The sequence below is a fragment of the Streptomyces sp. NPDC051104 genome, assembly GCF_040682835.1.
GTDB classification, from domain to species: domain Bacteria; phylum Actinomycetota; class Actinomycetes; order Streptomycetales; family Streptomycetaceae; genus Streptomyces; species Streptomyces cynarae.
The window spans coordinates 58,621-80,010 of the sequence record NZ_JBFBBS010000014.1 but is presented as its reverse complement, the minus strand read 5'-3'; the positions used below and the strand labels follow the sequence as shown (position 1 = coordinate 80,010).

Annotated in this window: 20 protein-coding genes, 1 tRNA gene and 1 pseudogene; 12 read left to right on the top strand and 10 right to left on the bottom strand. The window is 70.9% G+C overall.

Annotated elements, in window-relative coordinates; genetic code table 11:
- Positions 1-57: 57 nt before the first annotated feature.
- From AB0N14_RS20985 to phoU, 5 genes are all read right to left on the bottom strand, one after another.
- Positions 58-558 (bottom strand): YbjN domain-containing protein, encoded by a 501-nt coding sequence (locus AB0N14_RS20985; RefSeq protein WP_366027199.1) that lies wholly within the window; start codon positions 556-558, stop codon positions 58-60.
- Positions 559-850: 292 nt separating this feature from the next.
- Complete coding sequence (mshA, locus tag AB0N14_RS20980) at positions 851-2,191, bottom strand: D-inositol-3-phosphate glycosyltransferase (RefSeq protein WP_366027198.1); 1,341 nt, start codon at positions 2,189-2,191, stop codon at positions 851-853.
- 206 nt (positions 2,192-2,397) lie between these two features.
- Positions 2,398-2,646: an SCO4226 family nickel-binding protein gene (locus AB0N14_RS20975; protein ID WP_366027197.1), complete on the bottom strand. Its 249-nt coding sequence runs from the start codon at positions 2,644-2,646 to the stop codon at positions 2,398-2,400.
- Positions 2,647-2,855: 209 nt separating this feature from the next.
- Entirely contained in the window at positions 2,856-3,008 is a 153-nt protein-coding gene (locus AB0N14_RS20970) for a hypothetical protein (protein WP_366027196.1), read from the bottom strand.
- Between the two features lie 132 nt (positions 3,009-3,140).
- Positions 3,141-3,830: a phosphate signaling complex protein PhoU gene (gene phoU, locus AB0N14_RS20965; protein WP_366027195.1), complete on the bottom strand. Its 690-nt coding sequence runs from the start codon at positions 3,828-3,830 to the stop codon at positions 3,141-3,143.
- Between the two features lie 251 nt (positions 3,831-4,081).
- On the opposite strand from phoU, the gene AB0N14_RS20960 reads away from it, so the two are divergent.
- Positions 4,082-5,404, top strand: coding sequence for an ATP-binding protein (locus AB0N14_RS20960; protein WP_366027194.1), 1,323 nt, complete (start codon positions 4,082-4,084; stop codon positions 5,402-5,404).
- The gene (locus tag AB0N14_RS20955) at positions 5,401-6,081 is read left to right on the top strand and encodes a response regulator transcription factor (protein WP_015659563.1); all 681 of its coding nucleotides are present in this window, start codon (positions 5,401-5,403) and stop codon (positions 6,079-6,081) included. The genes AB0N14_RS20960 and AB0N14_RS20955 overlap by 4 nt, the downstream gene beginning before the upstream one ends.
- A 269-nt stretch (positions 6,082-6,350) precedes the next feature.
- Here AB0N14_RS20955 and AB0N14_RS20950 read toward each other — a convergent pair whose 3' ends face one another.
- A complete protein-coding gene (locus AB0N14_RS20950) occupies positions 6,351-7,010 on the bottom strand; it encodes a DUF461 domain-containing protein (RefSeq protein ID WP_366027193.1) in 660 nt (219 codons plus the stop codon).
- Between the two features lie 677 nt (positions 7,011-7,687).
- On the opposite strand from AB0N14_RS20950, the gene AB0N14_RS20945 reads away from it, so the two are divergent.
- From AB0N14_RS20945 to AB0N14_RS20910, 8 genes and pseudogenes are all read left to right on the top strand, one after another.
- The gene (locus AB0N14_RS20945) at positions 7,688-8,170 is read left to right on the top strand and encodes a CarD family transcriptional regulator (protein ID WP_003953493.1); all 483 of its coding nucleotides are present in this window, start codon (positions 7,688-7,690) and stop codon (positions 8,168-8,170) included.
- Between the two features lie 360 nt (positions 8,171-8,530).
- Positions 8,531-9,292 (top strand): 2-C-methyl-D-erythritol 4-phosphate cytidylyltransferase, encoded by a 762-nt coding sequence (gene ispD, locus AB0N14_RS20940; protein ID WP_366027192.1) that lies wholly within the window; start codon positions 8,531-8,533, stop codon positions 9,290-9,292.
- Positions 9,282-9,803: a 2-C-methyl-D-erythritol 2,4-cyclodiphosphate synthase gene (gene ispF / locus AB0N14_RS20935; protein ID WP_366027191.1), complete on the top strand. Its 522-nt coding sequence runs from the start codon at positions 9,282-9,284 to the stop codon at positions 9,801-9,803. The genes ispD and ispF overlap by 11 nt, the downstream gene beginning before the upstream one ends.
- Before the next feature lie 173 nt (positions 9,804-9,976).
- Positions 9,977-10,384, top strand: coding sequence for a PPOX class F420-dependent oxidoreductase (locus AB0N14_RS20930; protein ID WP_366027190.1), 408 nt, complete (start codon positions 9,977-9,979; stop codon positions 10,382-10,384).
- Positions 10,385-10,477: 93 nt separating this feature from the next.
- On the top strand, positions 10,478-11,893 hold the full coding sequence (cysS, locus tag AB0N14_RS20925; RefSeq protein ID WP_366027189.1) for a cysteine--tRNA ligase: 1,416 nt from the start codon (positions 10,478-10,480) through the stop codon (positions 11,891-11,893).
- Between the two features lie 132 nt (positions 11,894-12,025).
- The gene (rlmB, locus tag AB0N14_RS20920; RefSeq protein ID WP_366027188.1) at positions 12,026-12,964 is read left to right on the top strand and encodes a 23S rRNA (guanosine(2251)-2'-O)-methyltransferase RlmB; all 939 of its coding nucleotides are present in this window, start codon (positions 12,026-12,028) and stop codon (positions 12,962-12,964) included.
- A 140-nt stretch (positions 12,965-13,104) separates the two neighbouring features.
- Positions 13,105-14,787 (top strand): DoxX family protein, encoded by a 1,683-nt coding sequence (locus tag AB0N14_RS20915; protein ID WP_366027187.1) that lies wholly within the window; start codon positions 13,105-13,107, stop codon positions 14,785-14,787.
- A gap of 78 nt (positions 14,788-14,865) precedes the next feature.
- A pseudogene (locus AB0N14_RS20910) lies at positions 14,866-15,030 on the top strand (IS30 family transposase); the annotation flags it as partial.
- Positions 15,031-15,104: 74 nt separating this feature from the next.
- Here the strand turns inward: AB0N14_RS20910 and AB0N14_RS20905 are convergent.
- The 3 genes from AB0N14_RS20905 to ugpC form a co-directional block, all read right to left on the bottom strand.
- Entirely contained in the window at positions 15,105-15,836 is a 732-nt protein-coding gene (locus tag AB0N14_RS20905; RefSeq protein ID WP_366027186.1) for a nucleotidyltransferase family protein, read from the bottom strand.
- Positions 15,837-15,878: 42 nt separating this feature from the next.
- Complete coding sequence (locus AB0N14_RS20900; RefSeq protein ID WP_366027185.1) at positions 15,879-16,322, bottom strand: hypothetical protein; 444 nt, start codon at positions 16,320-16,322, stop codon at positions 15,879-15,881.
- 205 nt (positions 16,323-16,527) lie between these two features.
- On the bottom strand, positions 16,528-17,616 hold the full coding sequence (ugpC, locus tag AB0N14_RS20895; RefSeq protein WP_366027184.1) for a sn-glycerol-3-phosphate ABC transporter ATP-binding protein UgpC: 1,089 nt from the start codon (positions 17,614-17,616) through the stop codon (positions 16,528-16,530).
- 226 nt (positions 17,617-17,842) lie between these two features.
- On the opposite strand from ugpC, the gene AB0N14_RS20890 reads away from it, so the two are divergent.
- A tRNA-Thr gene (locus AB0N14_RS20890) sits at positions 17,843-17,916 on the top strand.
- Positions 17,917-18,335: 419 nt separating this feature from the next.
- On the opposite strand, the gene AB0N14_RS20885 is transcribed toward AB0N14_RS20890, so the two are convergent.
- Complete coding sequence (locus tag AB0N14_RS20885) at positions 18,336-19,991, bottom strand: FAD-dependent monooxygenase (RefSeq protein WP_366027183.1); 1,656 nt, start codon at positions 19,989-19,991, stop codon at positions 18,336-18,338.
- 223 nt (positions 19,992-20,214) lie between these two features.
- Between AB0N14_RS20885 and AB0N14_RS20880 the strand changes: the two genes are divergently transcribed.
- A complete protein-coding gene (locus AB0N14_RS20880; RefSeq protein WP_366027182.1) occupies positions 20,215-21,369 on the top strand; it encodes a SchA/CurD-like domain-containing protein in 1,155 nt (384 codons plus the stop codon).
- The last annotated feature ends 21 nt before the right edge of the window (positions 21,370-21,390 follow it).

The following is a 21,390-nucleotide window of genomic DNA, read 5'->3' as shown; positions in this document are numbered from 1 at the left end:
ACGGGGCCGCACGGTGCGGAAGGGGTCGGGCGGCGATGAATTACAGGGCCGGGAGGGTCAGTTCTCGGGGCGCTGGGTCAGGTGACTGAACGCGTCCAGATTGCGGGTGGACTCGCCGCGGGACACCCGCCAGGCGTACTCCTTGCGGATCGCGGACGCGAAGCCCAGCTCCAGAAGGGTGTTGAAACTGCCGTCCGCCGCCTCCAGGACCGAGCCGAGCAGCCGGTCCACCTCGTCCGGGGTGACCGCGGCCAGCGGCAACCGGCCGGTGAGGTAGATGTCGCCGAGCGGGTCGACGGCGTAACTCACCCCGTAGAGCTTGAGGTTGCGCTCCAGCAGCCAGCGGTGCACCGCGGGCTCGTTCTCGTCGGGGTGGCGGATCACGAAGGCGTTGAGGGACAGCGAGTGCCGGCCGACGATCAGTGAGACGGTCGTCGACAGCTTGCGCGTCCCGGGGAGCTTCACGACGTACGAGCCCGACTGCGGGCTCTCCCACTCCAGTTCGGCGTCCTTCAGGACCCCTTCGATGACCTGTGCGGCCCGCTGCTCATCGGACATGCCAGGCAGCGTACGCGAGGTGTGGGCCTGTCTTTTGGATCAGGCTGTACGGAACGGTCCTTTGCAGGCCAGTCGAGCGGGGCCTGGTGCGTGCAGATGCAAGGCGGAGGAGGCTGTGACATCAGCCGCTACCGCGGCGGGCGACGCGATGGGGGTCCCCCCGCGCGAGCGTGTTCGAGCGTGGGGGAGTCGGGGACCGACGACAACGCCGCTGGGGGTGCCCCACGCCGTCAAGGCAGTGGGGGAGTGCGTGCCAGGCCCCGCGACACCGGGCTGATCCGAAAGAGAGGCCCTAGCCGTGGTGGGTGCGCGCCCGGCGCCGGTGGGCCTGCATGGCTTCCGTGTACACCCCGGCGGTCGCGGAGGCCGCCGCGTCCCAGCCGAACGACCGGGCGTGCCGGGCCGCGGCCTCGCCCATGCGGGCGCACAGCTGCGGGTCGTCGGCGAAATCGCGCAGCACGCGCGCGTACGCGGCGGGATCGTGGCCCTCGACCAGGAACCCGGTGTGCTCGTCCCGCACGGCGACGGGCAGTCCCCCGACCGCGGCCGCCAGGACCGGCGTGCCGACGGCCTGTGCCTCGATCGCGACGAGCCCGAAGGACTCGCTGTACGACGGCATCACCAGGACGGACGCGGCGCGGAACCAGTCGGCGAGCTCGTCCTGCCGCACCGGCGGCCGGAAGCGGACGACGTCGCATATGCCCAGCCGGGCGGCGAGCTTCTGCAGCCCCTCCGGCTTGGCGAGTCCGCTGCCGCTGGGGCCGCCCACGACGGGTACGACGATGCGGGAGCGCAGCTCGGGGCGCTCGTCGAGGAGGACGGCGACGGCGCGCAGCAGCACGTCGGGCGCCTTGAGGGGCTGTATGCGCCCGGCGAAGAGCGGGATCAGCGCGTCCTGCGGCAGGCCGAGGCGGGCCCGGGCGGCGGCCCGGCCGTCGGCGGGCCGGAAGCGCTCCAGGTTCACCCCGGGGTGGACGACGGCCACCTTGCCTGGGTCGGCGGCGTAGTGGCGTACGAGTTCGTCGGCCTCTTCGGAGGTGTTGGCGATGAGCCGGTCGGCGGCGGCCACGATCTGCATCTCGCCGATGACCCGGGCGGCGGGCTCGGGGGTGTCGCCCTCGGCGAGGTTGGCGTTCTTGACCTTGGCCATGGTGTGCATGGCGTGCACCAGGGGGACGCCCCAGCGCTGGGCGGCCAGCCAGCCGACGTGGCCGGAGAGCCAGTAGTGGGAGTGCACGAGGTCGTAGTAGCCGGGGCGGTGACCGGCCCACGCCTGCATCACACCGTGCGTGAAGGCGCACAGCTGGGCCGGGAGGTCCTCCTTGGCCAGCCCCTCGTACGGTCCGGCGTCGACGTGCCGGACGAGCACGCCCGGGGCCAGCTGGACGGCCGGCGGCAGAGCGGCCGTGGTGGCCCGGGTGAAGACCTCGACCTCGATGCCCAGGTCGGCGAGCCGCTGGGCCAGCTCCACGATGTAGACGTTCATGCCGCCGGCGTCACCCGTGCCGGGCTGGTGCAGCGGTGAGGTGTGCACGGAGAGCATGGCCACACGGCGGGGCCTACGGTGCGGCAGCCGCAGCCGCGAGGTGGTCGCCGGGGAGCGACGCCCGAGCCTGGTGACGTACTGGCTCACGTGGCGTTCCTCCTTGCTGCGGGCATGCCTGTGCGGACGGCGCGGAACACCCTCCGAGGAGTCGAACGCCGCGCGAGTGCGCACCATTTCCCGTGGAGGCGGTTTTACTCAATCATTGCCATGTGTCGGTCAACCGTTCGAGGCGTGGGGCCTGCTGAGCCGGCGCCCGTCTGGCGGCGGTGCCAGGTCGACAGGGGTCGACGGCGTCAGGCCGACAGGGGGATCGGGTGGATCTCGTCCGCCTTGTGGCCTGCGCGTTCGTGGATGCGCTGGACCGCCTCGGCCGAAGGAGCCTCGGACAGGCAGTAGACCGTTCCCGACTCCGGGTCCGCCCATGCGTGCTGGAAGTGCACGCCCTCTTCCTCCTCGATGGCGAGGTCGGCCTGGTGGGCCTCGCTCAGCTGATCGGCCGTGATGCCCTTCATACCGTGGTGGATGTCCATGAACTGGGCCATGGCCTGGTACCTCGTTCCTGGTGCGACCCCGTTCCTTCCTTTCCTTCCTTCTCTTTCATGCTGCGCTCGTGGGCTTCCCCACGCATACGAGGGGCCCCGGCAGTGCGCCGGGGCCCCTCGTCGTCGTAGGTCCGTGTTCCGTTGTCGAGCTGTCGAGCTGTCGTGCTGTCGAGCTGTCGTGCTGTCGTGCTGTCGTGCGCGATGCGCCGTCAGCCGCACTGGCAGGGCGCGCCCGACTGGCATCCGCATCCGCAGCCGGAGCCGCAGCCGCAGGCGCCGACCAGCGGCAGGCTTGTGATCTCGGCGGGCTGCTGGGTCTCGCGCTCCTGCGTGGGGTCGGACGTGCTCGGGGTCTCGGCCATGGGTCGCTCCTCGAAGGATGTCGAGACTGGTGCCTCCGCCCATTGCATGCCCGCTGGGCCGGGCGCATCAACGGCGCACGGGGGCTCGTACACGCCCGGCCGGCCTTCTTCAGGCCCCTTGCGGGCTCCCCGTCACGCGCCCTCGACGCCCGTCACCGGCTGGACACCCGGCTGGATGTCGTCCGCGTGCTCGCCGGTCACCAGGTACACCACCCGCTTGGCCACCGCGACCGCGTGGTCGGCGTAGCGCTCGTAGTAGCGGCCCAGCAGGGTCACGTCCACGGCGGTCTCGATGCCGTGCCTCCAGCGCTCGTCGATCAGATGCTGGAAGAGGGTGCGGTGCAGCAGGTCCATCTCGTCGTCGTCCTGCTCGAGCTGCAGCGCCAGGTCGACGTCCTTGGTGACGATCACCTCGGCCGCCTTCGCCATCAGGCGCTGGGCGAGCTGGCCCATCTCCAGGATGGTGGCGTGCAGGTCGTGCGGCACGGCGCGCTCGGGGAAGCGCAGCCGGGCCAGCTTCGCGACGTGCTGGGCGAGGTCGCCCGAGCGCTCGAGGTCCGCGCTCATCCTGAGCGACGTCACCACGATGCGCAGGTCCGTCGCCACCGGCTGCTGGCGGGCCAGGAGGGCTATCGCGCGCGCCTCCAGGCCGTGCTGGAGGTCGTCGACCTTCTGGTCGGCCTCGATCACGGCCTCCGCCAGCTTCAGGTCGGCGTCGAGGATGGCCGTCGTGGCACGCCCGATCGCCGACCCGACCAGCCGGGCCATCTCGACCAGGCTGTCACCGATCGAGTCAAGTTCCTCGTGGTACGCGTCCCGCATCTGGGTGTCCCTCTCTTACGTCTGCTTCGGGGGCCGGGGGCCGGGGGCCGGGGGCCGTCGTCACCATGACGAAAACACGGCGGACACGGCGCCCTACGCACCCCACGCTCCCACGCTCCGGCCCGTACGCGACTGTTTCCGCCATCCCGAATGAACCAATACTGGCTCCCAGGTGAACTCTGGGCGACGAGTGTTCGAGGTCGCACTCCGATGGCTGTGGGCAGGTGCGAGGACCTGCCTAATCTGGACGCATGGACGTGAACGCGGCGGTCGCCGCAGCGGCAGCGATCGCCGGAGTGCTCACCGGTGTCATCGCCATGCTGGCGTTCCGCTGGAGCGAGCGCGACCAGAAGCGCCCGACCCGTACTTCCCTGCACACCGACCCCGTGCTGCCGCCGGGCGTGGACACGGTGCTGTCCGTCCTGCGCTCCTCGGCCGTCGTCCTCGACGAGGCCGACGCCGTCGTCAAGGCCAGCTCCGCAGCCTATGCGCTCGGGCTGGTGCGCGGCGGCAGGCTCGCCGTCGAGCCGATGCTCCACATGGCACGTGACACCCGGCGCGACGGCGAGATACGCCAGGTCGAGCTGGACCTGCCGCGACGCGGCACCGGACGCGGGGAGGCGCTCGCCGTCTCCGCGCGCGTGGCGCCGCTCGGCTCCCGGCTGGTCCTGCTGCTCGTCGAGGACCTCACCGAGGCCCGCCGGATAGAGGCGGTGCGCCGCGACTTCGTGGCGAACGTCAGCCATGAGCTGAAGACGCCGGTGGGCGCCCTGTCGCTGCTCTCCGAGGCCGTGATGGACGCCTCCGACGATCCCGAGGCCGTGCAGCGCTTCGCGGGCCGGATGCAGGTCGAGGCCACCCGCCTGACCAACCTCGTGCAGGAGCTCATCGACCTTTCCCGGGTGCAGAACGACGACCCGCTGGAGGACGCCGAGCCCGTACGCGTCGACGAACTGGTCGCCGAGGCCATCGACCGCTGCCGGCACGCTGCCACCACCAAGCAGATCATCATGGCCTCGAATGTATGGGTGCCCGAAGGGCCCGATCAGGGTGATGGTGGGCGACGGGTGGGAGGCACCGCGGAGCTGCACGTGTGGGGCAACCGCGGTCAGCTCGCCGCCGCCCTCGGCAACCTCGTGGAGAACGCCGTCAACTACTCGCCCGCCCGCACCCGCGTCGGCATCGCCGCCCGCCGGGTGTCCGCGCACGGCGGCGACCTCGTCGAGATCGCCGTCACCGACCAGGGCATCGGCATCTCCGACAAGGACAAGGAGCGCGTCTTCGAGCGCTTCTACCGCGTCGACCCGGCCCGCTCCCGTGCCACGGGCGGCACGGGCCTCGGTCTCGCGATCGTCAAGCACGTGGCCGCCTCGCACGGCGGGGAGGTCACGGTGTGGAGCTCCGAGGGTCAGGGCTCCACCTTCACCCTGCGGCTGCCGGAGGCGGGCGCGGCCCGCGACCATGCGACCGACCATCCGTCCGACCTCGATGACGAGGACGGCCGGCCCGACGCGACGACCCCCACCGTCTCATCCCCGTACGAACCGCTTCCCGCCCCGGAGGTCCTTCCGTGACCCGAGTGCTCGTCGTCGAGGACGAGGAGTCCTTCTCCGACGCCCTGTCGTACATGCTCCGCAAGGAGGGCTTCGAGGTCGCCGTCGCGACCACCGGGCCCGACGGACTCGACGAGTTCGAGCGCAACGGCGCCGACCTCGTCCTCCTCGACCTGATGCTGCCGGGTCTGCCCGGCACGGAGGTGTGCCGCCAGCTGCGCGGCCGCTCCAACGTCCCCGTCATCATGGTGACCGCCAAGGACAGCGAGATCGACAAGGTCGTGGGGCTGGAGATAGGAGCCGACGACTACGTCACCAAGCCGTTCTCCTCGCGGGAGCTGGTGGCCCGGATCCGGGCCGTGCTGCGCCGCCGCGGCGAGCCGGAGGAGGTGACGCCGGCCGCGCTGGAGGCCGGTCCGGTGCGGATGGACGTCGACCGCCACGTGGTCACGGTCTCCGGGTCGAAGGTCGACCTGCCGCTGAAGGAGTTCGACCTGCTGGAGATGCTGCTGCGCAACGCGGGCCGCGTGCTGACCCGTATGCAGCTCATCGACCGGGTCTGGGGCGCGGACTACGTGGGCGACACCAAGACCCTCGACGTCCACGTCAAGCGCCTGCGCGCCAAGATCGAGCCGGACCCGGGCGCCCCGCGCTACCTGGTGACGGTCCGCGGCCTCGGCTACAAGTTCGAGCCGTAAGCCGTAAGCCGTAAGCCGTGAAGTGAGCGGTGATCGTGAGCCGTAAGCGGTAAGCCGTGAGCTGTAAGCCATAAAGACGGCGGCGGGGCGTCGGCGCACGCATCGCACGACGAAGGGCGGGACTCCTGGCGGAGTGCCGCCCTTCGTGCGTGTGGGGGGTGCGTGCCGCACTGCCGACGGCCGTGGTGCCCGCCTGCCGCGCGGACCCGTACGACGAAGGGCGGCACCCCCAGCGGGGTACCGCCCTCGTGTCCGTGCCCGGGAGTCCCTCAGTGGCTCGCGGACTTCGACGCGGTCGCCGACGGGGATCCCTCGGCGCCCGCGGCCGGGGAACCCTGCACCGAGGTCGACGGCTTGGGGGAGCCCGGCGTCGACGTGGCCGGGGACGCGGAGGCGGTGGCCGACGGCGACGGGATGTTGCTCGGTCCCCACTTGGTGAAGTAGCTCTCGGCCGGGACCACGAACGCCCGCAGGCTCACGTCCCCGGCCTCGCTGAAGCTGAACGTGATCTTCTGCGCGTTGCCGTCCTGCACGGCCTCCCGGCTGCTCGGCAGCACCGCGGAGGCGTTGCCCTTGCCACCGATCACGACCGAGCCGCCGGCCGGGATCGTGAGCTTGCCCTTGCCCGAGGCGGGGCTGAGCTCTGCGGTCTTGCCGGTGCCGTCGACCGTGATGGAGTCCAGCGTCTGGTCCGTGCGGCCGGCGTTGAAGACCGTCGCGGAGATGACGGCGGGCCCGGTGGACTTCGGGTCGGGCTGGGTGATGACGAGCGCGTTCTGGATCTTGATGTTTCCGACGCTGGTCGCCGCGTTGTCCGGCTTGACCTCGAGCGTCTGGCTGTCGTTGCCGGCGCCGCAGGCGGCGAGCGAGGCGATCGAGAACGCGATGGCGGCGGCGGCGAGGGCGCCGCGTCGAAGGCTGCTGCTCACGGCGGCGGCAACTCCTTGTACGTGGGCGAAGCAGGGCGACCCCCTGATAAAGCCGCCCTAAGTATCTGTCAGCGGCCTTAGGTTACCGAGCCGCTCCCGGGCCACCGCACCCGACCCTCCCCAAGCCCGGCACTTCGCCTCACGGATCCGGCCCCGGCCGCAGCGCGCCCCACCGCTGTCAGGGCGACGGCGCAACGTTCACCCGGTACACAACAGTCCCGTCTACCACTTTGACCACTCCTGACTCACCATTCACATAAGCGTCTCCTCACCCGCCCCGGGGATTTCCGGTAAGGAATGCGAGGCGGGTTGCGAGGCGAGTGCCGAAAATCGATCACCGGCACGACAACCGCGCCTCGCCGGAGCCCTTGATCAATTCCGGATTCGACTCGTACCCGCCTCCGCGCACCGAACGGAGTAGCGGAAGTCGATCACTTGGGGGTGGACAAAAGCGGATGTTCCGGGCACGCTCGGAGTCCTGCGACGCGTGTAACGCCCGGGTTTCGACCTGCCCGCACAGCCGCTCCGACCTGCGAATACCCTCTTCCGCTCACCCCTCGAAGCACGTTCCGGTCGCGCTTGTCAAGCCCCGAGATATGCCCTGACCTGCGAAAACGCCATTCAGAAGACGCGGTTTCCGTGTTACCCTGGATAGCCACGGAAGGGGTACCTGTCACATGACGTTCAAGGTTGGCGACACCGTGGTCTATCCCCATCACGGGGCCGCGCTGATCGAGGCCATCGAAACTCGCCAGATCAAAGGCGTGGACAAGACCTACTTGGTGCTGAAGGTCGCCCAGGGCGACCTGACGGTGCGTGTGCCAGCGGACAATGCGGAGTTCGTCGGCGTGCGTGATGTGGTCGGTCAGGACGGGCTGGACCGGGTCTTCGAGGTGCTGCGCGCGCCGTACGCCGAGGAGCCCACGAACTGGTCTCGTCGTTACAAGGCAAACCTGGAGAAGCTCGCCTCCGGCGACGTCATCAAGGTCGCGGAAGTCGTGCGTGACCTGTGGCGCCGTGAGCGCGAGCGCGGACTCTCCGCCGGTGAGAAGCGGATGCTCGCCAAGGCCCGGCAGATCCTGGTGAGCGAGCTCGCCCTCGCGGAGAACACGAACGAGGACAAGGCCGAGGCCCTCCTCGACGAGGTCCTCGCGTCCTGACGCCCGTCCCGGCCCGCTCGCTCCCCGGCCAGGAGCGCGGCGGACCGACCGGCGCACAGCACACACGCGATGCCGCGGTGCCCGATGACACAGTAGGTGTCGCCGGGCGCTGCGGCATGTTCGTACCCGTCACCGCCCGACGTACCCATGACGCCGCGGCCCGAACCTCAGGTGCAACAGCCGGAACGCGAAAAGCCCTGCCCGGATCCCTGTGCCGACGGGGAAACCCCCGATACTTGGCGTGCCGGGCCCGGGCAGTCGGCTCGACCAGAAGTCACGGAAGGGTCCGGTCAAGGCGTCGCGCCCGGCACGGTGTGGCCATACCCATCCCGGCCGAGCACACAAACCTGACAGGAACCGATGTCTGACGAATCGCGCCCTTCGACCACCGAGCCGCCCGCCCTCCGTACCGCCGCGGTGATTCCGGCCGCCGGCCGGGGTGTACGCCTCGGCCCGGGTGCCCCCAAGGCGCTCCGCGCGCTCGGTGGCGTTCCCATGCTCATCCACGCCGTGCGCGCGATGGCGGCGTCCCGCGCGGTATCCCTCGTCATCGTCGTGGCCCCGCCCGACGGGACCGCCGAGGTCAAGTCCCTGCTCGACGCGCACGCGCTGCCGGAGAGGACGGACTTCCTGGTCGTCCCCGGCGGCGAGACGCGCCAGGAGTCCGTACGGCTCGGCCTCGACGCCCTGCCCCCCGAGTACGGGATCGTCCTGGTCCACGACGCGGCCCGCCCCCTGGTGCCGGTGGACACGGTGGACGCGGTGATCGAGGCGGTACGGGAGGGCGCGCCGGCCGTCGTCCCGGCGCTGCCGCTCGCCGACACGGTGAAGGAGGTCCAGCCGGCCACCGCGCCCGGCGAGCCCGAACCGGTCGTCGCCACCCCCGACCGCGCCCGGCTGCGCGCGGTGCAGACCCCGCAGGGCTTCGACCGCGCGACGCTGATCCAGGCCCACGAGACGGTCACGGACAACGTCACGGACGACGCGAGCATGGTGGAGCAGCTCGGGCTGCCGGTCGTCGTGGTCCCCGGCCACGAGGAGGCTTTCAAGGTCACGCGACCGCTGGACCTGGTGCTCGCGGAGGCGGTCCTGACCCGCAGGAGGCTCACCGATGGGTTCTGAAGCGTCCGGTGTCCGGCTGCCGCCGAGTGGGCCGCTGCTGCCCCAGGTGGGCATCGGCACCGACATCCACGCCTTCGAGGAGGGGCGGGAGCTGTGGTGCGCGGGCCTGAAGTGGGAGGGTGAGGGGCCGGGCCTCGCGGGCCACTCGGATGCGGACGTGGTCGCACACGCCGCGTGCAACGCGCTCTTCTCCGCCGCCGGCCTCGGTGACCTGGGGCAGCACTTCGGCACCGGGCGGCCCGAGTGGTCCGGGGCGTCCGGGGTGACGCTGCTCGCGGAGGCGGCACGGACCGTGCGCGAGGCGGGGTTCCGCATCGGGAACATCGCGGTGCAGGTCGTGGGGCCGCGCCCGAAGATCGGCAAACGCCGCGACGAGGCACAGAAGATCCTCTCGGAGGCGGCGGGCGCACCGGTCTCGGTCTCCGGCGCCACGACGGACGGCCTCGGCTTCCCCGGCCGGAACGAGGGCCTGATGGCCGTGGCGACGGCGCTGGTGGTGCGAGTACGCTGATGACGGCGCTGGTGGTGGGGGTTTGCTGACGGTGGCGCTGGTGGTGCGGGTTTGCTGATGGCAGCGCTCGTGGGTCAATGTGATGGCGGCGCTCGTGGTGCGGGCGTGCTGAGAGCGTGCGAGGGTACCGGCAGAGTGACCAGCGACACATGACCCAGGTCCTGGAGGCACCCATGCCGACCGCCGTACTGTCCGACCGCCTCAAGAGGCTGCTCGACGGCCCCGTCTTCATCGTCGTCGGCACGATCCAGCCCGACGGCAGCCCCCAACTGTCCCCCGTGTGGGTCAAGCGGGACGGTGACGACCTCCTCTTCTCCACGACGGTCGACCGCCGCAAGAAGCTGAACCTGGACCGCGACCCCCGGGTGAGCGTGGTGGTTCTGAACCCCGACGCGCCGTACGAGTACGCGGAGATCCGCGGCACCGCGGAGCTGAGCACCGAGGGCGCCCGCGAACTGATCGACGAACTGTCGCTGAAGTACACGGGGAAGAAATACGCCGAGTTCAACCCCGCGTCGGCGCAGGACGCGGACCGGGTGGTGGTGCGGGTGGTGCCGCAGAAGGTGGTGGGGCGGCTCTGAGGCGGGGATACCTGCCGCATCCGCCGCATGATCGGGTGACGGTCTTGGTGGGCTGGGCGCCGGAGACCGGCCCCGGCCCACTACTCTGGACTCGTGACTATTCGCCTGTACGACACCAGCGCCCGGCAGATCCGTGACTTCACCCCGCTCAAGCCGGGTTGTGTCTCGATCTACCTGTGTGGCGCCACCGTGCAGGCCGCACCGCACATCGGTCACATCCGCTCGGGCCTCAACTTCGACATCATGCGCCGGTGGTTCGAGTACCGCGGGTACCAGGTGACCTTCGTCCGGAACGTCACCGACATCGACGACAAGATCATCGCGAAGTCCGCGGACCAGGGCCGCCCCTGGTGGGCCATCGGATACGCGAACGAGCGTGCCTTCAACGAGGGGTACACCGCGCTCGGCTGCCTCCCGCCGACGTACGAGCCGCGCGCCACCGGCCACATCACCGAGATGGTCGAGATGATGCGCGGGCTCATCGAGCGCGGGCACGCCTACGAGGCGGACGGCAACGTCTACTTCGACGTGCGGTCCTTCCCGGAGTACCTCCAGCTCTCCAACCAGGAGCTGGAGAACCTCCAGCAGCCCTCCGGCGTCGGGGAGACCGGCAAGCGGGACCCGCGCGACTTCGCCATGTGGAAGGCCGCGAAGCCCGGCGAGCCGACCTGGGAGACGCCGTGGGGGCGGGGCCGCCCGGGGTGGCACCTGGAGTGCTCCGCCATGGCGCACAAGTACCTGGGCTCCGCCTTCGACATCCACGGCGGCGGCCTCGACCTCATCTTCCCGCACCACGAGAACGAGATCGCCCAGGCCAAGGCCTTCGGCGACGAGTTCGCCCGGTACTGGGTGCACAACGCCTGGGTCACCATGAGCGGCGAGAAGATGTCGAAGTCCCTCGGGAACTCGGTGCTCGTCTCCGAGATGGTCAAGCAGTGGCGGCCCATCGTGCTCCGCTACTACCTGGGCACGCCGCACTACCGCTCGATGATCGAGTACAGCGAGGAGTCCCTGCGCGAGGCCGAGTCGGCGTTCGCGCGCATCGAGGGTTTCGTGCAGCGCGTCGTCGAGAAGGCCGGAGGTGTCGTCGAGCCCGCCGCCGAGGTGCCGCCCGCCTTCGCCGAGGCCATGGACGACGATCTGGGCGTGCCGCAGGCGCTCGCCGTCGTGCACACCACCGTCCGCCAGGGCAACAGCGCGCTCGCGGCCGACGACAAGGAGGCCGCCGTGGCCCGGCTCGCCGAGGTGCGCGCCATGCTCGGCGTCCTCGGCCTCGACCCGCTCGACGCCGAGTGGGCCGGCGAGGGTGACCGCGGCGAGACTGCGTTCAACAAAAACTTGCACGGCGTGGTCGACAGCCTCGTGGGCCTGGTGCTCCAGCAGCGCGAGGCGGCCCGCGCCCGCAAGGACTGGGCCACCGCGGACGCCATCCGCGACCAGCTCAACCAGTCCGGGCTCGTCATCGAGGACAGCCCGCAGGGCCCGCGCTGGACGCTCGGCCCGCGCTGATCCCACCGCCGATCCGATGATCGATTGTGCCGCCCGGCCCTCCGGGCGGCACACTGCATAGACGTAAGAGACGTACTGGACGTACGTACGAACGCTTCAACAGATACGAACGCTTCAACAGACAGGTAGGTCATGGCCGCGAACAACCGCCGCATGTCCGGCAAGAAGGGCGCGCAGGTCGGCAGCGGCGGCAAGCGACGCCGGGGCCTGGAGGGCAAGGGCCCGACTCCGCCCGCCGAGATGCGCAAGGGACACGCCAAGCAGCGCGCCGCACAGGCGAAGGCGCGTCGCGCGCAGGTCCGCCCCCAGCGTCGTACGGGCGGGAAGTCGTCCTCCGAGCTGGTCGTCGGGCGCAACCCGGTCGTCGAGGCGCTGCGCGGGGGCGTGCCCGCGTCCACGCTCTACGTCCAGCAGTTCATCGACAACGACGAGCGCGTGCGCGAGGCGCTTCAGCTCGCGGCCGAGCGCGGCGGCATCAACCTCATGGAGGCGCCGCGTCCCGAGCTGGACCGGATGACGAACGGGCTCAACCACCAGGGCCTCGTCCTCCAGGTCCCGCCGTACGAGTACGCGCACCCGGAGGACCTCACCGACGCCGCCTATGACGAGGGCGAGGACCCGCTGATCGTCGCGCTCGACGGGGTCACCGACCCGCGGAACCTGGGCGCCGTGGTCCGTTCCGTCTCCGCATTCGGCGGGCACGGGGTGGTCGTGCCCGAGCGGCGCGCGGCCGGGATGACCGCCGGTGCGTGGAAGACGTCCGCCGGTACGGCCGCCCGTACGCCGGTCGCGCGCGCCACCAACCTGACGCGTGCCCTGGAGGCGTACAAGAAGGCGGGGATCACGGTCGTCGGGCTCGCCGCCGACGGGGACGTCGAACTCGGTGAGCTGGACGCGCTGGAAGGGCCGGTGGTGGTCGTCGTCGGCAGCGAGGGCAAGGGGCTGTCGCGGCTGGTCGGCGAGACCTGTGACCTCCGGGTGCGGATCCCGATGCCGGGCGGCGCCGAGTCGCTCAACGCCGGTGTGGCGGCGGGGATCGTGCTGTACGAGGCGGCCCGCCGACGCGCGTGACACCGACGGGCCGGAGGATGCGGACAGACGTTGGCGTCCTCGCTCGTGCGGGCGAATTCGGTCGTACAGGGCAAGCTTGACGGGGTCCGGACAGATCCGCGGAGTCAAAGCAGTGTCCTAACCACACGTCACTCGGTTAGATGAGTGTGGAGACCAGAACACGCCGCACACCCACGGGGGACCGGTCGTCCGGGTTCGACGACGCTCCCGCGCTGAGCATGGTGAAGGTGCCGAGCGACCCGGCGCAGGTCATCGTCAATCATGCGAGTTTCCGCGTGCAGTTGGGTGCGTCGGCGCGCCGCGCCCAGTACCCGCGGGTCGCCCGGCAGGGCGGCGGCGCGCAGGACGTCGCGCGCATGCCCGTCGCCGGCACGGCGGAGGCCGCCGGCCGCCGTCGGCCCGTCGTCTGGAGCGGTAAGTCGGCGCCTGACGACACCGGCGCACACCGGCTGCTCCAGGCCGTACGGACGTCGAGCCTGACGCACGGCGAGGAGGCGGGCGGCGACCCGGGCGCGACGCAGGTCATCCCGCGCGTCGGACTGGACGGCCTGGCGGGCACCGGCGGCTACGACGACCACCTGACCGCACAGACGGTTCAGACGCCGGTCGTCGGTGCCCAGCGCGGGCCGCTGGCCGGGGAGACACGGCTGCTGCCGCCGATGCGGAGCGTGGAGAGCGCGTACGACGACGTCGCGTACGACGGGCACAGGCACGCCTACGACGAACCGCCCTACGGGGACGGCGAGTTCGCGGGCGCGGCGCGCACCGAGGAGCTCGCGAACGGGCGGCGGAGCAGGCGGCACGGTGGCGACCACGTACGGCACGCCTACTACCCCGGGCGCCGGATGAACCTCGGCGTGGTGCTGCTGCCGTTGCGCCTCTTCCTCGGCTCCATCTCCGCCTACGCCGGCATGGGCAAGCTCTGCGACCCCCTCTACTTCGACGGCGGCAAACGGGGGTCCATGGTCACCTGGCTGAACACTCTGCACCCCTGGCAAGTCGCCGAGCCACTGCGGCAGTTCGCGCTCCACCACCCCGTCGGCACCGGCCTGGTCATCGCCTTCCTCCAGGTGATCATGGGTGTGCTGACCGTCCTCGGGCTGTGGCAGCGGGTCGCGGCCGCGGCCGGGGCGCTGCTGTCGGCGGCACTGATCGTGACGGTGAGCTGGCGGACCACCCCCGGGTACGACGCGCCTGACATCATCTACCTCGCCGCCTGGTCGCCGCTGGTCATCGCGGGGGCGCCGGTGTACTCCGTGGACGGCCGCCTGGCGGGGAGCGCGTGGCGCCGGCTCGGGCCGCGGGCGGACATCTGGGAGCTGCGGCAGTACGTGCTGCGCCGGGGCGCCGTGGTGACGGGGCTGGTGACAGGGGTGACGCTGCTGGTCGGCTCGCTGCTCGGCGGGGCGGTACGGGACGCGGACCGCGTGGTCGTGCCCGGGCCCGGAGAGGCGCCGCGCAACGAACTGCCGGGTTCACCGCTGCCCCAGACGCCGGGCGCGCGGCAGCACAAGGCGAGCCCCTCGGCCTCCCAGCCGCCGACGACCCAGGGCACGACGTCGTCGCCGTCGAGTACGGCCAGGACGCCGGCCACGGCGGGCGCGACCGGCTCGGGCACGGGCGGCCGGCCGAGCCAGACCCAGGGCAGCGTGGGCCAGGCCCGGCCCCGCCACTCGTCCCCGTCCGGGCACGCCCCCAGCACCAGCGCGGGCCCCTCCTCGTCGGGCGGCACGGGCACAGCAGGCCCGACCGGCGGCACAGGAGGAAGCGGCGGCAGCAGCTCGGGAGGCTCCGACCACTTGGTGGGCGGGCTGCTGGGGTAGCCCGACGTTCCCACACGAAGGGCCCGCACATGGCTTGAGTTCTAGTGGTCGTCGCAATACCCCAGCTCAGGGGTTGCGATGGACTTCGAGGTTCGGGCGGATCGGCGGCCACAGGGGCCGAAGAAGTTGAGTCGAGAGCGGGAGACATACCTTCTGCTCGTGGATCAAGGAACTTCTCATCCGGACGCCTGCCGGATCGTTGGCATCAACGACCGGGCAGGCAGGCGATGGCGTAACGGCCGGCAGGCGTCCGGGCCCTTCTGTGTGGGAGGGGGTGTGGATCCGGGTGGGAGGGGGTGTGGATCCCTGCCGCAGCGTCAGCGGACCTGGGCTGCGAGCTCCTTTGCCGCTTCCGTGAGGTCCTTCGCCGTGTCGATCGCCCGCCAGTACGCGCCCTGCGGGATCGGGAAGCCGGCCAGGCGGTGTTCGCGGGCCAGGCGGGGGAACGTCGTACGCTCGTGGTCGCCCCGCTCCGGGAGCATCTTGGCGAACTCGGCGGAGAAGACGTAGACCCCCGCGTTGATCTCGAACGTCGACGGCGGGGACTCGATGAAGTCCGTGACGTGGCCGAAGCCGTCCGTCTGCACCGCGCCCCACGGGATGCGCGGCCGCGCCAGCGCCAGCGTGGCGACCGCGTCGCGCTCGGTGTGGAAGTCCGCCATGTCGCGCAGCGAGAACCGGGTCCAGATGTCACCGTTCGTCGCGTACCACGGCTTGTCGGGGTGCGGCAGGTGCTCCGCGGCGTACCGCAGGCCGCCGCCGCGGCCGAGGGGCTCCGACTCCACCACCGTCGTGACGCGCAGCGGCAGGTCGGCGGAGGCCAGCCAGTTCTGCAGGACCTCGGCGAGATGGCCGCAGGAGACCACGACGTCCGTGACGCCCTCCTCGGCGAGCCAGGCGAGCTGGTGGCCGATGATAGGAGTCCCGGTGCCCGGGATCTCCACCATCGGCTTGGGCCGGTCATCGGTGTACGGACGCAGCCGGGAGCCCTGGCCCCCGGCCAGGACAACGGCTTGAACGGGGCGCGAGGCGGCGTTCGGATCGGTCATGACCGAACTGTACGTCGCCTCGCGCCCCGCCCGGCCGGGCCCTCAGCCGCGCCCGCCCGCCACGCCCGAGGCGAAGGACGTGTCGCAGACCGGCCGGGCGTAGGCCTGGGCGCGCGACGGCCCGTACACGCGGACCGCGGCACGGCCCAGCGCCCTGGCGATGGACGCGCAGTGCTTCGCCAGCGACGGGCGGCCGTTGACGGCCTCCTGGAGGTGGGTGAGGGCGACACCCGGGTTCTTCTCCTGCAGTTCCAGCAGGAGCTTGTCGCGCAGCACGTCCTGCGGGGCCCGGGAGGACGCACGTGTGGAGACGTCTTCGGAGGAGGCGGCGAGCACCGAGTTGGAGCCGCCCGACCAGTTGACGCGGGTCACCGCCAGCGTCCCGGACAGCACCAGGACGACGGGCAGAACGAGGGCGAGGGTGCGGCCGATCCGGCGGGCGGGGCCCCGGCCGCGCCGTCCCTGAGGAGTAGTGGTGTGCTTCACGCGAGTGAGGGTAGCGTCCCGTAGTGATTTGGCGACATTTAGTCACCGGTTCGGGTGATGAGGAAGCGCTGATTTCTGGGTAACGGTTGACGCGGCTGATCGAAATGCACCGTATGCCGGGGTATTTGTCGACAGCGAAGAGGGCCCCGCAGCCTGCTGCGGGGCCCTCTTCGTCAACCTGGGTGAATAAGCCGAGGTCGTCGGGTCAGTCGGAGAGACGCTCGCCCGTGGAGGTCGAGAAGACGTGGGTCTCACCGGAGCGCGGCACGACGTGCAGCCGGCTGCCCTTCTCCGGCACGTCACGGCCGCTGACACGCACGACCAGGTCCTTGGACTCGTCGCCGACCTTCGCGGTGCCGTAGACGTACGCGTCGGCGCCCAGCTCCTCGACGACGTTCACGGTGACCGCGAGACCCTGGTCGGAGTCCGGGCCGGCCACGTCGAAGTGCTCCGGACGGACACCGACGGTGACGGTCTCGTCGGTGGTGGCGGAGAGCGCGTCGCGCTGGACCGGCACCACGCTGTTGCCGAACTTCACACCGCCGTCGGCGATCGGGACCTCGACGAGGTTCATCGCCGGGGAGCCGATGAAGCCGGCGACGAAGAGGTTCGCGGGCTTGTCGTACATGTTGCGCGGGGTGTCGATCTGCTGGAGCAGACCGTCCTTCAGCACGGCCACGCGGTCGCCCATCGTCATGGCCTCGACCTGGTCGTGGGTGACGTAGACGGTGGTGATGCCGAGGCGGCGCTGGAGCGACGCGATCTGCGTACGGGTCGACACGCGGAGCTTGGCGTCGAGGTTGGACAGCGGCTCGTCCATGAGGAAGACCTGCGGCTCACGGACGATGGCGCGGCCCATGGCGACACGCTGGCGCTGACCACCGGAGAGCGCCTTCGGCTTGCGGTCCAGGTACTCGGTGAGGTCGAGGATCTTCGCGGCCTCCTCGACCTTCTTGCGGATCTCCGCCTTCGGCACACCGGCGATCTTGAGCGCGAAGCCCATGTTGTCGGCGACCGTCATGTGCGGGTAGAGCGCGTAGTTCTGGAACACCATGGCGATGTCCCGGTCCTTGGGCGGCAGGTGCGTGACGTCACGGTCGCCGATCCGGATGGCGCCGGCGTTGACGTCCTCGAGCCCCGCCAGCATGCGGAGCGAGGTGGACTTGCCGCAGCCGGACGGCCCGACCAGGACGAGGAACTCCCCGTCCTCGATGTGGATGTCGAGCGCGTCTACGGCGGGCTTCTCGGTGCCCGGGTAGATCCGGGTCGCCTTGTCGAACGAGACAGTGGCCATGGTGAATGGGCCCCCTTCTACCGGCAGGAACGTGCCGGACGATCCGAGTAGGAAGGTGGTTGCCACTACGGGGTTCCGTTGTGGTGTAGTCCACAAGAGTGAACTGGACCAGGACGGTACCTGGCGTTCGCCTGTCTGTCAGTACCTCGGGGACTGTGAACCTCGCGGAGATTTTCGACAGACCGCCCTCCGGACCTGGGTACACTGCACGAGCACCCAGGTGCACGCCTCCTTAGCTCAGCTGGTCAGAGCGCCGCTCTTGTAAAGCGAAGGTCGTCGGTTCGAATCCGACAGGGGGCTCTCTCGCTGAATAGCACGAACGCCCCGGCCGATGATCGGTCCGGGGCGTTCGACATCCACGGGTGACATCAACCCGAGTGGTCACTCACGGTCGAGACGGCGCCTGAGCAGGCGGACGGCGTCCGGTGCGTGCTCTGGGGGTACCCCCTGCTCGAAGAGCTTGGGGGAGTGCCGGCCGGAAGTCCTCGTACTGGATGTACTTGGGCTTTTGGCCGGTGCGGCGAGTGGGGGTCCCCCCTGCTCGAAGAGCTTGGGGGTGGGGGTCCCCCCTGCTCGAGCGAAGCCGAGAGCTTGGGGGAGTGCCGGGCGTCGCGACGGGGCGAACGTTGCCTGTTGCGGCACTAGCTGTTCCGCCGGTGGTTCCGGGCGCCGGGAAGCCGTCCGGAACCACCCGGCACACCCCCGTCGGGTGAGCGGGCTCAGGCCGGCCTGAGGACCGCCCCCAGCACCTCCCGCAGAGCGCCCACCGGGTCCGGCACGGCTCCCGGCGCCCGCCAGGCCACGAACCCGTCCGGTCGTACCAGGACCGCCCCGTCCGTCGTCGTGCCGTACGTCCGTGCCCAGTCGCCGGGCCCGGCTCCTTCCCCCTCGTCGTACGTCAGGTCGGCGTCCGGTCCCGTGCCGATGCGGTAGGTCTCGAGGCGTACGCCGTCCGTCACCGCGATGCGGCGGGCCGCGTCGTGCCACCCCGCCGTGGAGCGGGCGTCGCTGAGCAGCACCATGGCGCGTTCGTACAGGTCGAGCGTGGACAGCCGGGCGCTGGAGCGGCGCAGCCAGAGGTGGGGGGCGCGGCTGCCCGGCTCCCCGGTGAGGCGTACGGCGTCGGGCACGACCGGTTGCGCCGGGTCGGCCCCGGCGACGGCGCCCTCGGGGTAGCGGTAGCCGAGGACGACGTTGAGGATGCCGCTTCTCGGGCTGTCGCCGCGCATTCCGGGCGCGGGGGAGAAGCCGGGGTGGCTGTGCTCCACGGAGCGGGCCGAGGCGCGGGCGCTGGTGGCGAGGGCCACCAGTCGGCGCTCGGTGTCGTAGGTGTCCAGCAGGCCGGGTCCGGCCCAGCCGCCGAGGACGGCGGCGAGTTTCCAGGCCAGGTTGTGGGCGTCCTGGATGCCGGTGTTGGAGCCGAACGCGCCGGTCGGGGACATCTCGTGGGCGGAGTCCCCGGCGAGGAAGACGCGGCCGGCCGCGTACCGGTCGGCGACGCGTTCGGCGGCGCGCCAGGACGCCTTGCCGGTGACCTCCACGTCGAGGTCGGGCACGCCGACGGCGCGGCGGATGTGCCGCTGGAGCCGGTCCTCGGTGAACTCCTCGAGGGTTTCGCCGCGTTCGGGGTGCCAGGGCGCGTGGAAGACCCACTGTTCCTTGTTGTCGACGGGCAGCAGGGCGCCGTCGGCCTCGGGGTCGGTGAGGTAGCAGCAGATGAAGCGGCGGTCGCCGACCACGTCGGCGAGCAGCTTGGAGCGGAAGGTGACGCTGACGTTGGCGAAGAGGTCGCCGGGCCCGCTCTGGCCGATGCCGAGCCGGCGCCGCACGGGGCTGCGCGGGCCGTCCGCCGCGACGAGGTAGTCGGCGCGGACGGTGTACCGCTCGTCGGTGGCCCGGTCGCGGATGACGGCCGTCACCCCTTCGGGGTCCTGTTCGAAGGACTCCATCTCGTGGGAGTACCTCAGGTCGCCGCCGAGTTCCCGGGCGCTGTCGAGCAGGACGGGTTCCAGGTCGTTCTGGCTGCACAGGCACCAGGTGGTGGGGCTGAACCGGGCCAGTCCGCCGCCCGGGTCGATGTGCCGGAACAGCCATTCGCCGGCGTCGCCGACGAGCGTGGGGGTCTGCAGGATGCCGTGGTTGCCGGCGAGGAGCGAGGCCGCGGTCTTGATGTCCGGTTCGATGCCGGCCACCCGGAAGAGTTCCATCGTCCGTACGTTGTTGCCGCGTCCGCGCGGGTGGATCGAGGTGCCCGCATGCCGCTCGACGAGGGTGTGCCGCACGCCGTGACGGCCCAGGAACAGGGACATGGACAGGCCCACCAGGGAGCCGCCGACGATGAGGACCGGAACCCGGTGGTCGGCTTCTTGCTGCATCGGTGCCTCCAGGGGCAGGGGTGCGGGGTTGGGCACGTTGTGGTTTCCATGCCCTCTCCGGGCGGCTTCGCGTGCGTCGGCGCGGCCAATCACCCGCGTGATCACCCACGTGGTTCATACGAGTCGCGCACCACCGGCGGCCGGAACACGATCGAGGAACGCTGACGTCGTGTCACCCGCGGCCGATGTCGGCTTCTGCCCCGCCGAAGGAGAAGAGCGCAGCATGACCACAATGTCTGAACGTGTTTCAGAACCGGTGACGCGACAGGTGTCGAAACGGGTCTCGCAGTCGGTGTTCGACGGCTCCCCGCTCCGGGTCGTCCTGTTGGTGGACGTCTACGACGGAGCTCAGCAGCAGTTCCTGGAGGCGTACGAGCAGCTGTGCAACCAGGTCGCGTCCGTTCCCGGGCACGTCAGCGACCAGCTCTGCCAGTCGATCGAGAATCCCTCGCAGTGGCTCATCACCAGCGAGTGGGAGAGCGCCCCGCCGTTCCTCGCCTGGGTGAACAGCGAGGAGCACGTGCGGATGGTGCAACCGCTGCACAGCTGTGTCAGGGACACCCGGTCGCTGCGTTTCCACATCGTCCGGGAGACCGGTGGCGAGGCGTCCGCCAGGTCCGCGAACCGGCGGCTGCAGGCGTCCCCGCGGATCGGTGACGGAGTGATCCGCCATGCGCTCACCTTCACGGTCAAGCCGGGCAGCGAGGAGGCCGTGGCGAAGATCCTCTCGGACTACGCCTCGCCGGAGGCCCGGGTCGACGACACCACCCAGCTGTGCCGGACCTCGCTGTTCATGCACGGCAACCGGGTGGTGCGGGCCATCGAGGTGCGCGGCGACCTGCTCGCGGCGCTGCGGCACGTCTCCCGGCAGCCGGAGGTGCGGGCGGTGGAGGAGGCCATCAACCCCTATCTGGAGCAGGACCGGGACCTCAACGACCCGGAGTCGGCGCGGGTCTTCTTCACCCGTGCGGCGCTGCCCGCGGTCCACCATGTGACGTCGGATCAGGAGTGCCCGGAGGCGAAGCGGCTCGCGCTGTACTACCCGGCCCGGCCGGGCTGCGGCATGCGGCTGGCCCGGCTGCTCGCGGAGCAGGACGAGGCGCGGGCGGACGATCCGCGCAGCCCGGTCTGCGGCAGCACGATCTTCCAGCGTGACGAGATCGTCGTACGGCTGATCGATGTCCGCGGCGGTGTCGCCGCCGACCCGGTGCTGACCCTCGGCCTGGCCGATCCGGGGCAGGCGGCCGAGCTGACCACCCTCCTCGACGGCGCCGCCGTCGGTGCGGACGGCTCTGCGCTGAAGGGCGGCGACCTGGCGCGCTTCCTGACGCTCGCCCGTATGGACCTCATCACCGACCGCCGCTCGGCCGAGGCCTGACCGCCACCACAGGGCCGTGGT

Bases quoted from the DNA above. Each gene is read 5' to 3' on its own strand.
- AB0N14_RS20985 (WP_366027199.1), bottom strand. From the start codon at position 558: ATGTCCGATGAGCAGCGGGCCGCACAGGTCATCGAAGGGGTCCTGAAG.
- AB0N14_RS20975 (WP_366027197.1), bottom strand. From the start codon at position 2,646: ATGGCCCAGTTCATGGACATCCACCACGGTATGAAGGGCATCACGGCC.
- AB0N14_RS20970 (WP_366027196.1), bottom strand. From the start codon at position 3,008: ATGGCCGAGACCCCGAGCACGTCCGACCCCACGCAGGAGCGCGAGACC.
- phoU (WP_366027195.1), bottom strand. From the start codon at position 3,830: ATGCGGGACGCGTACCACGAGGAACTTGACTCGATCGGTGACAGCCTG.
- AB0N14_RS20960 (WP_366027194.1), top strand. From the start codon at position 4,082: ATGGACGTGAACGCGGCGGTCGCCGCAGCGGCAGCGATCGCCGGAGTG.
- AB0N14_RS20945 (WP_003953493.1), top strand. From the start codon at position 7,688: ATGACGTTCAAGGTTGGCGACACCGTGGTCTATCCCCATCACGGGGCC.
- ispD (WP_366027192.1), top strand. From the start codon at position 8,531: ATGTCTGACGAATCGCGCCCTTCGACCACCGAGCCGCCCGCCCTCCGT.
- ispF (WP_366027191.1), top strand. From the start codon at position 9,282: ATGGGTTCTGAAGCGTCCGGTGTCCGGCTGCCGCCGAGTGGGCCGCTG.
- AB0N14_RS20930 (WP_366027190.1), top strand. From the start codon at position 9,977: ATGCCGACCGCCGTACTGTCCGACCGCCTCAAGAGGCTGCTCGACGGC.
- rlmB (WP_366027188.1), top strand. From the start codon at position 12,026: ATGGCCGCGAACAACCGCCGCATGTCCGGCAAGAAGGGCGCGCAGGTC.
- AB0N14_RS20915 (WP_366027187.1), top strand. From the start codon at position 13,105: ATGAGTGTGGAGACCAGAACACGCCGCACACCCACGGGGGACCGGTCG.
- AB0N14_RS20905 (WP_366027186.1), bottom strand. From the start codon at position 15,836: ATGACCGATCCGAACGCCGCCTCGCGCCCCGTTCAAGCCGTTGTCCTG.
- ugpC (WP_366027184.1), bottom strand. From the start codon at position 17,616: ATGGCCACTGTCTCGTTCGACAAGGCGACCCGGATCTACCCGGGCACC.
- AB0N14_RS20885 (WP_366027183.1), bottom strand. From the start codon at position 19,991: ATGCAGCAAGAAGCCGACCACCGGGTTCCGGTCCTCATCGTCGGCGGC.
- AB0N14_RS20880 (WP_366027182.1), top strand. From the start codon at position 20,215: ATGACCACAATGTCTGAACGTGTTTCAGAACCGGTGACGCGACAGGTG.